Raw genomic sequence first — 14,167 nt, 5'->3', positions numbered from 1 at the left:
CCGTGACTGCGGGACCGGCAACACCCGCCGGACCACACGGCACCCTCGTTCTGGTCTCATTCCGCCCACCTATCCCTCGCCGATACTCTGTGTCAGGTTTGACGTCATGAGCAGCGCTTCGGTTCCGCCCTGCCACAACAATTTCCGGAAACCACCGAGTCGACGTGAGATGAGCGGTGGATATCCGGTGGCCGCGGCGGCACTATGCGCAAGACTCCGGGCAGCGAAGCAAACCCGCCGCGCGGGCCCGCGAATGCCGGCCGTCCGGTAACTCACACCGCAGCGCTCAGGATTTCGCCAGATACTCCAGTCGTTCCGAGTCGACAGCGGCGTGCATCATCGCGGCCAGGCCCGGATGCCGCGTCAGGCCGGGATCGACGGCAACGACCGAACGTGCGAGTTCCTGTGCGGCGGTGATGACTTCGAGATCGTCGAGCAGCGACAGCAGCCGCAGCGACCGCGCGGTCCCCGACTGCGCCGAGCCCAGCACATCGCCTTCGCGCCGCTGCCGCAGATCGAGCACCGACAGTTCGAAACCGTCGGTGGTCGCAGCCACCGCCTCCAGCCTGGTCATCGCCGGACCGCCGGGAGCGGCGTCGGTGATCAGCAGGCACAGCCCGGGGTGCGCGCCACGGCCGATCCGGCCGCGAAGCTGGTGCAGCTGACTCACGCCGAAGCGGTCGGCGTCCACGATGACCATCACGGTCGCGTTCGGTACGTCGACGCCGACCTCGACGACGGTCGTACAGACCAGCACATCGATATCACCGGCGTTGAAGTCGCGCATCACCTGGTCTTTTTCGTCGGACGGCAGCCGCCCGTGCAGGAGCCCGATCCGCAGTTGCGCCAGCGGGCCGGTGCGCAGCCGATCGAAGACGTCGAGGACCGCCTGAGTGGCCGGCGGCTCCTTCCCGGAGTCCGCACCGCGGGATTTGCCGCCCTTGGAGCCGGCACCGTCCTCGTCCTCGCCGATCCGCGAACACACGACGTAGGCCTGCCGGCCCGCGCCCACCTCCTCGGTGATCCGCTCCCAGGCCCGGTCCACCCAGTTGGGATGGACGCGACGTGGCACCACCTTCGAGGCGAGCGGCGAGCGGCCGCGGGGCAACTGGGTGAGTGTGGAGGTCTCCAGATCGCCGAGCGTGGTCATCGCGATGGTGCGCGGGATCGGGGTCGCGGTCATCACCAGCAGGTGCGGGGAGATACCCGCCTTCGCTTTGGCCCGCAGCGCGTCCCGCTGCTCCACACCGAAGCGATGCTGTTCGTCGACCACCACCATCCCGAGATCGAAGAACTCGACCGCGTCCTGGATCAGCGCGTGGGTGCCGATCACGATCCCGGCGTCCCCGGTCACGGCGGCGAGCAGAGCTGCCCGTTTGGTGGCCGTGGACATCGAACCGGTCACGAGCGTGACCCGGGTCGCCGTCTCGGCCGCGCCGAGTTCACCGGCCTGCCCGAGATCACCCAGCATCGCGCACAGCGACCGATAGTGCTGAGCGGCGAGTACCTCGGTGGGCGCGAGCAGCGCGCATTGCTGTCCCGCGTCGACGACCTGCAGCATCGCGTGCAGCGCGACGATGGTCTTCCCCGACCCGACCTCACCCTGCAGCAGGCGATGCATCGGTTGTTCCCGGGACAGGTCGGCGGAGATCTCCGCGATCACCTGGCGCTGCCCCTCGGTGAGTTCGAACGGCAGTCGCTCGTCGAAGGCCGCGGCGATCCCGTCCGCCCGCGGTGGACAGGCGCGCGCCGTCCGGCCGGACACCTCGTGCCGGCGTTCGGCCAGCACCAGTTGCAGTGCCAGTGCCTCGTCGAAGCGCAGCCGCTCCCGCGCGCGCTCGATATCGGACTGGCTTTCGGGCAGGTGGATCAACCGCAGCGCGTCACCCACCGGCATCAACTCCCGTTCGCCACGGATATCGTCGGGCAGCGGATCGGCGAGTGGATCGAGCTGGTCGAGCACCTGCCGGACGCACGCCAGGATCTCCCAGCTCTGCACTTTCGCGGTCGCCGGATACACCGGAATGAACTCGCGGTCGAAGAACGACATATCCACCCCGCCCGCACCTTTCGCGCTCTGGGCGATTCCACGCAGGTCGCCGCCGCCGCGCACGGTGGTCAGCTGCGGTTCGTCGGTATCGGCCTCGGGCAGGATCAGGTACCCGGGGTGGCTGAGATTCCACTGGCCCGGGCGCCAGTAGTTCACCGTGCCGGACATCATGGCCCGGGCGCCTTCACGCACAACGTATTTCACCTTGTCACCGTTGAAGAAGGTGACATCCACCCCGCGGCCGGAGCCGGTATCGAGAACCACCTTCAGCAGCGAGCCGCGCCGCTGCCGCATCGGCCGCAGTTCGGCTTTGGTGATCCGGCCGATCACCGTGATATGCGCACCGTCCTCGGGCGCTTCCTCGGTGAGCGGTTGCCCCTGGGTGGCATAGCGCAGCGGATAGTGACGCAGCAAATCCTCCACGGTGCCCATATCGAACGCATCCGCCAGCGACCCGGCCGCTTTCGCCCCGAGCACATGATCGAGCCGATCGCTCAGTGTGGCCATCTCACCCCACTCTCACCGTGTCACCCCGCGATAGCGTCACCATCGCGATCCTCCCGTCTGCACCGGACCCTTGGTCGGACGGTTGTTCATTCCACACCGATCTGTATCAGGTCCGCACGCTGGCCCCCGGAATACACCGTGACCTCGACGCCGGGGAATTCGTCCCCGATATGCCGCGCGAGTTCGGCGGCCAGTTCATCCGGTGCCCCCGCACCGACCAGAAGCGTCACCAGTTCCCCGCCCAGCCCCAGCATTCGATCCAGCAGGGTGTGTCCCGCGGCCAGGACATCCCTGTCGATGACCACCACATCGTGTCCGACCAGCCCCAGACCGTCGCCGGATGCGCAGGTGCCGACCATCGTCAGCGCGCGTTCACCGGCCCGCCGCAGGGCCCCCCAGCGAGTGGCGGCGGCGGCTTCGGACATGGCGAACCCATCGTCCACCGCGATCCGCGCCCGGTCGTGCACCGCCATCGCCGCCAGCCCCTGCACCATGCTGGCGCTGGGCAGCAACAGGACGTCGCGGTGCGCATCGCGCGCCGCGACGCCGACCGCGACCAGTTCATGAGCCGGTAGGGCGCCGTTGGGCAATACCAGCACCTCGCGGTGCGGCATCTCCCGGATCGCCGCGAGCAGCACCGCCGATTCGAGCGCGGTCTCGGCGGTCAGCACCACCGCACCGGCCGCTTCGAACAGCGCGGCCGCCCCGGCCCCCGCGGCAACCGCCAGCACACCACGGCCGGCCCCGCCCACCACCGACACACTGCGATCAGCCGCCGCACCCATCGGTCCCCCGCGATGGACCGTCGCACCCACCGCCGCCCTACCGTCGGCACCGCCCACCATCGGCTCACCACGATCGGCAGCACCCGCCGCAAGGGAACCGAGCCCGGCAACATCCGCCGCGGGCGAACCGAGCTCAGCAGCACCTGCCGGTCCGAGCGCGGAACGTGCCGCCGGACCGAGCTCGCCGCTCGCCGTCCACGGATCCGCTACCGGGCATCCTCCGGCTCTGTCCGGACCGGCAGTTTCCGTGCCGCCGGCGGCACCGACTGCCGGCTGGGTCCCGGCGAGGTATTCGATCCGGATATCCCGCACACTTCCCGCAGCCAGTCCGGCTTCCACCGCCGCCCCCGCGTCCGCGCAGTGGACATGGGCTGCCCAGCCCCCGGCTCCATCGGCCGCCACCACCACGGAATCACCCAGCAGAGCCAACCGGGAACGCAACGCGGCGGCATGATCATCATCACCACCGGTGATCCGGAACATCACCTCGTACCGCTCCGGCACCGCCGCGGATTGCCGGTGGCCGGTACCCGGCGCACCGGCGGCGGCCGCGTACCCGGGGCGAACGGGGATTTCCCCGGTCACCACCGCCACCATCGTGTCCAGCAGCACCAGTAGCCCTCGCGCGCCCGCGTCCACGACCCCGGCCGCGCGCAGCGCAGCCAGCTGCTCGCGGGTATCGTCCAGCGCCCGCGCCGCCCCCTCCGCGGCTGCCCGCGCGACGCGGTCCAGTCCGGACTCGGGACAGCCGGCCGCCGCGGCGCTCGCCCGGTCGAGCACGGTGAGAATGGTTCCCTCGATCGGCTCGCTCAGACTGCCCCGGACCAATACCGCGGCCCGCGCCAGCGCGTCCTGGTAGGTCCGGCCGGTCATCGCGGTCTCCGCCGTAGCCTCGGCAAAACCCCGGAGCACCTGCGACAGGATGATCCCGGAATTCCCCCGGGCACCGACCGTCGCCCCCCGTGCCATCGCCGCGGCGATCCCGTGTACCAGCCCCTGCGCCCCGCCGCCGGCACCGTCCCTGTGTGTCTCAGCGACGCCACCCGCGGATATCCCACCGGCACCGACCCCGGATGCCTCGCCGACGCCGCCCGCAGATGTCCTCCCGTGGCCGTCCCCCGGGGTATCGCCGGGGCCGCCCACGAGGTTCCCCGAGACCGCTTCCGCTTCCGCCACCGCGGCACGCATCGTCGCCAGCAGATTTCTGCCGGTATCCGAGTCCGGTACGGGGAAGACATTGAGCGCGTCGATCTCCCCGCGCGACTGCTCCAGCGCGCGGACGCACGCACGACCCCAGTACAGCAATTCCACGCCACCGAGCCCCGATTCGGGAGCGTCGCCGGCCGACGAAACCAGGCCGCCGGCGGTGAGTGCGTCATCGACCCCCGGGCGCCACCGGTCCGGAACACCGCTCGCCTGCCGGGTTTCGGGCACTGCCACCTCGTTCCTGCTCGTCGGATCGTCGCCCGCCAGGTTAGCGGCGAAGCCCGACACAGCCGACCGGGCGCACAACACCGGGCAGGCGCCGGCCGGTTCGAACCACGGCCCACGGACGCCGCCGGGCTCCGCGGGCTTCCTATACATGATTTGCCCAGGCCGTCGCGCGTCCAGAACCGGCCGAGGGATACGTCGATAACGTACCGCTGGCCGGCAGCGCCGAGCCGCACCGACGAGTGCGACCCCGGCGCTCGATCAGTTGTGCAATGGCGGGGTCGAGTTGTGACCGCGCGCCGTCTGCTGCGGTAGCGCCCGAGCACCAGGGACCTTCGGGTACCGCGAAGCTCACACACCGGGCCGACAGCGAGATCCTGAGTGCGACAGGTAACACGGAGCGGCAGCGGCGGCCTCACCGTCGTCCCGGCAAGGGCGCCCGGTGAGAATATGGCTCGGCTCGGGGCCTTCTCATCGCCCACGAGCAGGGACAGCGGCACAGAGCCGCGGAGCATGACAACGAACACTGCGCACAAGGCGCGCTTGCCCCCGGTCGGCCCTCCGGTGCCCGACACCGGGGCGGACCGCCAACGCCCACACCGGTGGTCTCGACCCGTTCGTCCGGTCAGGGCACGGTTCACCCCCGGTTTGGAGGATCACCGCGGGCCGGGCTAATCTTGCAGGGTTGCCTGGCGCGACCGGACCGGTCTGCGCTCGCCGTGGTTTCCTCGGCAGGCATGATGACAATGATCTCGGATCGGCCGCCGTACCGGTGGCCGGTCCCCCTGATGACATGAAGGAGTTCGCGACTATGGCTGCCGTCTGCGACGTCTGCGCCAAAGGCCCCGGCTTCGGGAAGTCGGTCTCGCATTCGCACCGGCGCACCAACCGTCGCTGGAACCCGAATATCCAGACCGTGCGCGCACAGGTCGCCCCGGGTAACACTCGCCGGATGAATGTGTGCACCTCCTGCCTCAAGGCGGGCAAGGTCGTCCGCGGCTGAGCTGCGACCACCGCGCCGCGGCCGAGCCGGGGTGACCCTCGCGCTGCTTTCCGGCGCATATCTTCATACAGTCGACTCCGCCCCGGTTGCCGCTCGGCAGCCGGGGCGAAGTCGTGCCGGTATTCGAGCGGAGGGACACCCATCGAACACGACTTCGGGGGCCGGATTGCGCCCGCCCCGTCATGGCGGATCGTTCCACTCACCCCTGCGCACGCACCGGCGCTGGCGGCATGCCATATCGCCTGCTGGCGCGAGGCCTACCAGGGACTCGTACCCGATCATGTGCTTGCGGCTTTCGATCAGGACCAGCGCGCCGCGGGCTGGGAGCGAATCGCACGCGACAATCCAGGGAAGACGACTCTGGTCGCGGAGCACGGTGCCGAGATCATCGGATTCGCCCAGTACGGACTGCCCCGCGACCTGCCCGCGGCCGCTGCGCGGGAGCTGAGCGCGATGTACGTCCGCGCCCACTGGTACGGCACCGGGCTCGCACAAGCCCTCATGGATGCCGTACTGGAACCGGATCTGTCCTGCTCTCTGTGGGTCTTCGAACGCAACCCGCGCGCCCGCGCCTTCTACGCCAAGTACGGTTTCGCCCCCGACGGCACCGCCCGGGCCGAACGGTTCGCCACCGCAACCGAGATCAGGATGGTGCGCCCGGCAGTAGAGTTCCGATCATGAGCACCGAAACCGAATACATCCGAATCGACGACGGGGTCCTGGAGATCACCCTGTCGACCGCGGCCCGCGGCACCTCCCTCGATTTCGCCGGGGTCGCCGCGGGAACCGCCGCTCTGGCCGCGGCCGGTCCGGATGTGGGTGCCATACTGCTGACCGGTTCGGGCCCCAACTTCTGCGCCGGCGGCGATGTCCGGGATTTCGCGGCCGCCGAGGATCGCGCCGCACATCTGTACCAGCTCGCCGATACCCTGCACGTTTTCGTCCGCGCCCTGGATGCCGCACCGGTCCCGGTGGTCGCGGCCGTACACGGCTGGGCGGCCGGGGCCGGAATGAGCCTGGTGTGCGCCGCCGATATCGCGGTCGGCGGCCCCGGCACCCGGATGCGTCCCGCCTATCCGGGGGTGGGCTTGAGCCCGGACGGCGGGATGTCCTGGACGCTGCCGCGTCTGGTGGGCGCGGCCAAGGCCCGCGATATCTTGCTCACCGATACGGTCCTCGACGCGGCGGAGGCCCACCGCCTCGGCATTCTTGCGCGGCTGACCGGTAGCGACGATGCGGTCCAGGAGGCCGCCCGCGATCTGGCCCGGACCCTGGCGCGCGGCCCCCGCGCCAGCTACACCTCCATCCGCACCCTGCTGAGCCGGTCCGCCACCGCGACCTTCAGCGATCAGCTGGACGCCGAACGCGATGCCATGGGCACAGCGGCGGGCAGCCCGACCGGCCGCGAAGGCGTGGACGCCTTCCTCGCCAAACGCACCCCCGACTATTCCGGACTGAACTGATCGAGGCCCTCAGCGGGTCCGCAGCACGAATTTCGCCACCGCTTCGGTGAATGCGTCGTTGTCGTCACCGGCGGCGGTATGCGCGGCATTGCCGATTTCGGCGATTTCCGCGTGCGGTACCAGGGTCTGGAATTCGGCCGCTCCCTCGGCGCTGACGACATCGGACTGCAGGCCACGCACCAGCAGTACCGGAATCGTCAGCGCCCGGGCGACGCTTTCCAGGTTGCGGGCCATCTCGTCGGGGTCGACTCCCTTGTCACCGAGAATGCCGGGATCCCAGTGCCAATACCAGCGACCGTCGCGTTCGCGCAGATTGCGCAGCAGTCCCGCGCTGGATTCGGGCCGGGGCCGGTGCGGCATGTACTCGGCCACCGCGTCGGCGGCTTCGTCCACGGTGGCGAAACCATCGGGGTTCTTGCTCAGGAAGGTGACGACCCGGTCGACTCCGGCGGGTTCGGGCCGGGTGACGATATCCACCAGGACCAGCGCGGAGATCATCTCCCCGCCCGGTGCGCCGGTGGCCAGCAGCCCGGTGATTCCGCCCATACTGGCGCCGACTACGACGGCCGGACCGCCACCCAGCTGTTCCAGCACCGCGAATACGTCGCCGACCATGGCGTCGTAGCGGTAGTCGCGATCCGGCGCCCACTGGCTGTCCCCGTGACCGCGCGCGTCCAGCGTGACCGCGCGGATCCCCGCGGCGCCGAGCCGGTCGCCGGTCTGTTTCCAGGAGTGCCGGGTCTGGCCGCCACCGTGCAGGAACAGCACTAATGGGCCGTCCGACGGGCCGTGCCGGTCCGCAACGAGCTCGATCCCGCCCGCGCCGCGTAGTCGCAGCCGGACGGGATCGAGCAGATAGTTCGCATTACTCACGATTTGCAGCATCGCAAATATGCGGACGTTACGCCGTACGAACGGACAAATCAGCAGTCCAGGTCCATGGCACTGAGGGTCCGCTGGAACAGGCATGCGCCCTTCGCGTTCACCGACGCCGAGATGGTCGACGAGCCGCTCGAGGTGAAATCCTCGGCGACCGGCTGCGCCGGCTCGGTGACCGGCTGTGCCGGTTCCAGGGTCAGCGGGGCCGCCCCGGCCGTCGCCCCGGCGGCGCCGGTCAGGGCGGCGCTCAGCGCGAGCGTGGCGGTGATGCCGCGCAGTTTCATGGTGTGCTCCTCACTTGTTTCTTCTTCGACGCCCGGGTCAGGGCAGGCGCCAGTCCACCGGTTCCGCGCCGAGTTCGTCCAGGAGTTCGTTGACCCGGGAGAACGGACGCGAACCGAAAAATCCTCGCGATGCCGACAGGGGTGACGGATGCGCGGATTCGATACAGGGCACCTCGGCCTGGGCCAGCGCCGGTTTCAGGGATGCCGCGTCCCGGCCCCACAGGACCGCCACCAGCGGTTCGTCCCGGCTCACCAGCGCGCTGATCGCCTGTTCGGTGACCTGCTCCCAGCCTTTACCGCGATGCGAGGCCGGTTTCCCCGGCGAGACCGTCAGCACTCGGTTCAGCATCAGGACCCCTCGGTCCGACCAGGGGCTCAGATCCCCGCTGGTGGGCGTGGGGTGGCCGAGATCCTTGCTGTACTCGGCGAAGATGTTGGCCAGGCTGCGCGGTACCGGCGAAACGTCCGGTGCCACCGAGAAGCTCAACCCCATCGGATGCCCGGGGGTGGGATAGGGATCCTGGCCGACGATCAGCACCCGGACATCCTCGAACCGATGCCGGAAGGCGCGCAGCACATTCTCCCCGGCGGGCAGGTATCCGCGGCCCGCGGCATTCTCGGCACGTAAGAACTCACCCATCGCCGAAATACGATCGGCCACCGGCGCCAATGCTTTCGCCCAGCCCGGATCGATGATTTCCTCGAGTGGTTTCGTGCCCATGACCGCACAACCTATCGTGAGTGATCCGATTTCGCCGAGTCCGTCCCCGAGAAAGCTTCCCAGCCCCCGGAACCCCGGTACGGCGCGCCGTCCACGGTGACGCCCTCACCAGGCTCGATACCTCCGATGGGGGTCCAGCCGGATGGCGGTGTCACCCCGGGTTCCCAGACACCGGCGAAGACATGATCTTCCCCACCGGTCAGAATCCATTGCCGCACATCCGCTTCCAGCTCCGCGGCGCACAGTTCCAGCTCCGGATCGCGCAGGCGCGTGGAGTCCACCGACACCGCGACCCCCGATGCCGCGGCCAGATGCCCGAGATCGGCGAGCAATCCGTCGGAGATATCGGTGAGCGCTTCCGGCGGGTTATCGGTGGCCATGGCCGCGCGAACCAGGTCGTAGGCCGGTTTCGGCGCCCGGTGCGCGGCGGCCGCCGCCACGACAGCCGTCGCCACCGAATCCTCGTACCGATGGAGAACCCCATGCGTGCGGACCAGCAGCTCGAATCCGGCCGCGGACCATCCCGGGCGGCCCGCGATCGCGACCGTGCCCCCCGCCCGGGCACCGGACCGGGTGACCGGCCGGTCGCCCAGCGGATCACCGAAAGCCGTTACCGAGATCATCAGATGCGCGCTGCGCACGATATCCCCACCGGCGACGGAGCCGCCCGCCCGCGCCGCCTCGGCCCAGAATCCGTCCGCGAGCCGGGTCACGAAATCCACGGGTGTATCGCCGGGGAGCCCCAGCCCGATCACGTAACCCACGGGCTCGGCGCCCATCGCATAGATATCGGCAGCGTTCTGCGCGATCGCCTTGCGCCCGATCTGCTCCGGATCCGACCAGTCCAGCCGGAAGTGCCGGTCCTCGATCAACATATCCGTGCTCACCACGTACTGTCCGCGAGCCGCGGACAGTACGGCGGCGTCGTCACCGGGGCCGAGCCGGACGGCGGGCGCCTGTGTCCGGCCCGCATTGATCCGGTCGATCAGGGCGAACTCGCCCAGATCGCGCACTGTCGGTTCGCTACTGATCGTGCGACCTTTCTCGCTCACCACCGCTGCCGCGCAGTCGTGGGTTCTTCCGTTGCCCGGCGGCCGGCCCGATCCGGGGCGTCCACACCGAACCGGCATGCCGCGCCGGCACAACCCGCGCCGCGAGCGCTGCGGCCGGTAACCCGGCACTTCCGGCCTTGACGGTACCCTGTGCCCGGTGAACCGAAGCGGCAGCCGGAACGACACCGCACCTGCGGCTGCCGGGCCGCGGCCGACCGGTCGAGACACCGCCGGCCGCTGATCGTCGCCGTACCCGCGACAGTCGGTTCATCGCCGCCCCGCGGGACACCGGCCGGCTCCACGGCAGCCGGCGATCCCCGCGTGGGCGACCGGCCATTGCCGTGCCGCCGTACCCGGTGGAGCAGCAGCAACGGACCACAGCGCCCACGCACCACAGAGAGGAACGCCGAGCATGCCGGGGACATCGCCGGACGAAGAAGCCGAGGCCCCGGCCGACGCCACCGAGACCTCTGACGACACCGAAACCGAACGCCGGCCTTATTCGCCCGCGCTCATCGCGACCGCGGTGGCGCTGCCGGTTGCGCTGCTGGTCGGCGTCGTGGTGGCGGCAGTGATCGTGCTGCGGGCTCCGGCCGAACGCGAACCGCTGGCGCTCGGCCCCGTTCCGGCACCCGCCGCCGAGGGACCCGCCTGCTCCGCGCTGCTACCCGCACTCCCCGCGGAACTCGGCGATTTCACCAGGTCGACCCTGGTCGAGCCGGCACCCCCAGCGACCGCGGCCTGGCAGCGGCCCGAGGGCGGCGACCCGGTTGTCCTACGGTGCGGGCTCGACCGGCCACTGGAATTCAACCGGGCTTCACCGTTGCAGGTGGTCAACGACGTGCAGTGGTTCGAGGTGCGCGACGAATCCGCGGCCACCGCCACCTGGTTCGCCGTGGACCGCGAAACCTATATCGCGCTCACGGTTCCCGACGACTCCGGACCGACCCCGCTGCAGGTGGTGTCGGACACCATCACCGCACAATTACCGGCACAACCGATCGACCCGGGCGAACTGCCCAACTGAGACCCCCGCCGGGTCCACCGTCGTACCGCAGGCAGTGTCACCGTTCGTGCCGCGGGCAGTTCAGCGCAGCCCGGTACCGCGGGTCAGAGCGGTGTCGATGAGGCCTGCCAGCAGTTCCGGGTAACCGACCCCGGTCTCCTGCCACATCCGCGGGAACATGGAAATCGGAGTGAATCCGGGCATGGTGTTGATCTCGTTGATCACCGGCCCGTCCTCCGTGACGAAGAAGTCGACCCGGGCGAGTCCCTGGCAGTCCAGGGCGCGGAAGGCGCGCACCGCCATGGCGCGGACCTCCTCGGCAAGGTCGTCGTCCAGTTTCGCCGGGACGTCGAATTCGCAGACATCGTCGAGGTATTTGGTGTCGAAATCGTAGAAGGCCGGGCCCGGTTGCTCACCCGCGTCGGCGTCGGCGAGGTCCTCGGGCATCCGGATCTCGGCGACCACACTGGCCTCCACCCGGCCGTCCGGGAATTCCAGTACCCCGCATTCGACCTCACGGCCGATGATCGCGGCCTCCACGATCACCTTCGGATCGTGTCCGCGCGCGGTCGCGATCGCGGTGTCCAGATCCGCCCAGTCGGTGACCTTGGTGATCCCGATGGAGGAGCCCCCGCGCGCGGGTTTGACGAAAACCGGCAGCCCCAGCCGCTGCCGGTCGGCCGGTGCCACGGTCGCGGTACCCGGCCGCAGAACCACCTGCACGCCCACCGGGAGGCCGTCGGCCGCGAGCAGTTTCTTGGTGAATTCCTTGTCCATACCGGCCGCACTGGCCAGGACACCGGGACCCACATACGGGATTCCCGCCAGTTCCAGCATGCCCTGCACGGTGCCGTCCTCACCGAACGGTCCGTGCAGCACCGGGAACACCACATCGACGGTTTCGAGCACGGTACGCGGATCGTCGAGCGCGACCAGGGTTCCGGCGCGGCTCGGATCGGCGGCCAGCACCAGTTCGATTCCACCGCCGGTGACCGACGGCAGGGTCCGGTCGTGCCGGGCCAGCGCCGCGATATCGATATCCGCCAGCATCCAGGTTCCCGCCGGCGTGATCCCGATGGGTACCGCCTCGTACCGTTCCGGATCGAGATTGCGCAGCACAGCGCCGGCCGAGACGCACGACACGGTGTGCTCGCTGCTGCGGCCGCCGAAAACGACGGCAACTCTGATCCGGTTCATGCCCGAACGGTACCCTGCCGGGGCACTCGATAATCGCGGCACACCATCACCGGCGGTTATTCGGGTTTGATCCGGCGGCCCAGCAACTTGTCCATCGCCGACCGCACCACCAGGCCCTCGTGGCACACCTGGTGCACGGCCTCGGTGAGCGGCATCTCCACCTGGTGCGCCGCGGCCAGCGCGAGCACCGAACTGCAGGATTTCACACCTTCGGCGATCTGCCCGTGCGTCGCTTCCTGTGCGGCCTGCATGGACCCGCCGGAACCGAGTACCTGGCCGAAGGACCGGTTGCGTGACAACGGCGAAGTGCAGGTGGCGATGAGATCTCCGACACCGGCCAGCCCGGCCAGGGTCGCCGGTTCGGCGCCGAGTGCCATACCGAGCCGGATGATCTCGGCCAGGCCGCGGGTCATCAGCGCGGCGATGGAGTTGTCGCCGAATCCCATGCCGGAGGCGATACCGCAGGCGAGGGCGATGACATTCTTACAGGCCCCGCCGATTTCGCAGCCGATCACATCGGTATTGGTGTAGGGCCGGAAATAGCTGGTGACGCAGGCGCGCTGTACCGCGGCCGCCCGCTGCGCGTCGGTACAGCCGACCACGGTGGCCGCCGGCTGCCCCGCGGCGAGTTCCCCGGCGAGGTTGGGTCCGGACAGCACCGCGATCCGGCCCGGGTCCGCGCCGGTGACCTCCGCGATCACCTCGCTCATCCGCAGCAGGGTGCCGCTTTCGATCCCCTTGGCCACACTGAGCAGGGTGGTATCCGGGCCGATGGCCGGCGCCCAGATCTTCAGATTCCCGCGCAGTGATTGCGACGGCACCGCGAGCACCACGATCTCGGCGCCGTCCATGGCCCGGGCGTAATCGTCGGTGGCGGTGACCGGCGGTAGCTGCACGCCCGGCATGTAATAGGGGTTGCGGTGGTCGGTGCTCAGCGCTTCGGCGACCTCCGGCCGGCGGGCCCAGATCGTGACCTCGGTGCCCGCGTCCGCCAATACCTTCGCCAGGGTCGTCCCCCACGATCCCGCACCCATTACCGCCGCCCTCGTCATCAGCCCAATATGCCATGACAGGATGGGGCCATGTGCCCGCACTCCGTGCACGCCGTGATCGCGGTGAAAACCCTGGACAGCGCCAAGAGCCGGCTCGCCGGTGTCCTGCCGCCGGCGCACCGGTCCCGGCTGGTGCTGGCCATGCTCACCGATACCGTGCGCGCGGCCGCGGCGGTCCCGGCGGTCGCCTCGGTCACGGTTGTCACTCCCGACCCGGTGGTCGCCGAGACGACCCGCGCCCTCGGGGCCGATGTCCATCCCGAACCGGCCGGCGCCGGCGCCGATCCGGACGGGCTCAATATCGCCCTGGCCGATGCGGCGACCGCGCTGCGAGCCCGGCACGGCGCCGTCGGCTTGCTGGCCTTGCAAGCCGATCTGCCCGCCTTGTGCCCGCAGGAGTTGTCCGCGGTGCTGGCCGCCGCACCCCGCGACACCCGCGCACTGGTGGCCGACCATGCCGGTACCGGGACCGCGGCGCTGCTCGCGCCCCCGGGCGTGCCGCTGCTGCCCCGGTTCGGTCGTGATTCGGCTCACCGCCACCGCGCCGAGGGCGCCCTCGAACTGCACGGCGAATGGCCCGGTCTGCGCCACGATGTGGATACCGCCGCGGATCTGGCGGCGGTGCAGGCGCTGGGCACGGGCCACGAGACCGCCGGACTGCTGCGTGAGCTGGGCCTACCCCATCGTGTTCGTGCAATGGTCACCCAGGTGTGCGGGCCGGTCGCCACCTCGTGAAC

The 14,167-nt window shown here is 69.9% G+C and carries 13 protein-coding genes; 5 read left to right on the top strand and 8 right to left on the bottom strand.

The window, feature by feature from the left end; translation table 11 throughout:
* Positions 1–286 precede the first annotated feature (286 nt).
* Positions 287–2,557: an ATP-dependent DNA helicase RecG gene (gene recG, locus ACIA75_RS20945; RefSeq protein ID WP_397106372.1), complete on the bottom strand. Its 2,271-nt coding sequence runs from the start codon at positions 2,555–2,557 to the stop codon at positions 287–289.
* Positions 2,558–2,643: 86 nt separating this feature from the next.
* Positions 2,644–4,782 carry a DAK2 domain-containing protein gene (locus tag ACIA75_RS20940; protein WP_397106370.1) on the bottom strand — a complete coding sequence of 713 codons (2,139 nt, stop codon included), beginning with the start codon at positions 4,780–4,782 and terminating at the stop codon, positions 2,644–2,646.
* Positions 4,783–5,584: 802 nt separating this feature from the next.
* On the opposite strand from ACIA75_RS20940, the gene rpmB reads away from it, so the two are divergent.
* The 3 genes from rpmB to ACIA75_RS20925 all read left to right on the top strand — a co-directional run bounded on the left by rpmB (position 5,585) and on the right by ACIA75_RS20925 (position 7,239).
* Positions 5,585–5,776 (top strand): 50S ribosomal protein L28, encoded by a 192-nt coding sequence (gene rpmB, locus ACIA75_RS20935; protein WP_011210730.1) that lies wholly within the window; start codon positions 5,585–5,587, stop codon positions 5,774–5,776.
* 282 nt (positions 5,777–6,058) lie between these two features.
* A complete protein-coding gene (locus ACIA75_RS20930) occupies positions 6,059–6,457 on the top strand; it encodes a GNAT family N-acetyltransferase (protein ID WP_397106367.1) in 399 nt (132 codons plus the stop codon).
* On the top strand, positions 6,454–7,239 hold the full coding sequence (locus ACIA75_RS20925; protein ID WP_397106365.1) for an enoyl-CoA hydratase/isomerase family protein: 786 nt from the start codon (positions 6,454–6,456) through the stop codon (positions 7,237–7,239). The genes ACIA75_RS20930 and ACIA75_RS20925 overlap by 4 nt, the downstream gene beginning before the upstream one ends.
* 9 nt (positions 7,240–7,248) lie before the next feature.
* On the opposite strand, the gene ACIA75_RS20920 is transcribed toward ACIA75_RS20925, so the two are convergent.
* From ACIA75_RS20920 to ACIA75_RS20905, 4 genes are read right to left on the bottom strand one after another with little or no spacing between them, the layout of a single operon-like run.
* Positions 7,249–8,112: an alpha/beta fold hydrolase gene (locus tag ACIA75_RS20920; RefSeq protein ID WP_397106363.1), complete on the bottom strand. Its 864-nt coding sequence runs from the start codon at positions 8,110–8,112 to the stop codon at positions 7,249–7,251.
* 50 nt (positions 8,113–8,162) lie between these two features.
* Complete coding sequence (locus ACIA75_RS20915) at positions 8,163–8,402, bottom strand: hypothetical protein (RefSeq protein ID WP_397106361.1); 240 nt, start codon at positions 8,400–8,402, stop codon at positions 8,163–8,165.
* A gap of 37 nt (positions 8,403–8,439) precedes the next feature.
* Positions 8,440–9,123: a uracil-DNA glycosylase gene (locus tag ACIA75_RS20910; RefSeq protein ID WP_397106359.1), complete on the bottom strand. Its 684-nt coding sequence runs from the start codon at positions 9,121–9,123 to the stop codon at positions 8,440–8,442.
* A gap of 11 nt (positions 9,124–9,134) precedes the next feature.
* Positions 9,135–10,175 (bottom strand): thiamine-phosphate kinase, encoded by a 1,041-nt coding sequence (locus ACIA75_RS20905; RefSeq protein WP_397106357.1) that lies wholly within the window; start codon positions 10,173–10,175, stop codon positions 9,135–9,137.
* Positions 10,176–10,587: 412 nt separating this feature from the next.
* Between ACIA75_RS20905 and ACIA75_RS20900 the strand changes: the two genes are divergently transcribed.
* On the top strand, positions 10,588–11,202 hold the full coding sequence (locus tag ACIA75_RS20900; protein WP_397106355.1) for a DUF3515 domain-containing protein: 615 nt from the start codon (positions 10,588–10,590) through the stop codon (positions 11,200–11,202).
* Positions 11,203–11,262: 60 nt separating this feature from the next.
* Here ACIA75_RS20900 and ACIA75_RS20895 read toward each other — a convergent pair whose 3' ends face one another.
* Positions 11,263–12,378, bottom strand: coding sequence for a D-alanine--D-alanine ligase family protein (locus tag ACIA75_RS20895; protein WP_397106352.1), 1,116 nt, complete (start codon positions 12,376–12,378; stop codon positions 11,263–11,265).
* Between the two features lie 56 nt (positions 12,379–12,434).
* On the bottom strand, positions 12,435–13,430 hold the full coding sequence (locus tag ACIA75_RS20890) for an NAD(P)H-dependent glycerol-3-phosphate dehydrogenase (protein WP_397106349.1): 996 nt from the start codon (positions 13,428–13,430) through the stop codon (positions 12,435–12,437).
* A gap of 30 nt (positions 13,431–13,460) precedes the next feature.
* Here ACIA75_RS20890 and cofC point away from each other — a divergent pair, with 30 nt between their 5' ends.
* The gene (cofC, locus tag ACIA75_RS20885) at positions 13,461–14,165 is read left to right on the top strand and encodes a 2-phospho-L-lactate guanylyltransferase (RefSeq protein ID WP_397106346.1); all 705 of its coding nucleotides are present in this window, start codon (positions 13,461–13,463) and stop codon (positions 14,163–14,165) included.
* The last annotated feature ends 2 nt before the right edge of the window (positions 14,166–14,167 follow it).

This window comes from Nocardia sp. NPDC051750, assembly GCF_044453135.1.
Taxonomy (GTDB): domain Bacteria; phylum Actinomycetota; class Actinomycetes; order Mycobacteriales; family Mycobacteriaceae; genus Nocardia.
Note: the sequence above shows the minus strand (reverse complement) of the source record. Positions and strands in the feature narration are given on the sequence as shown.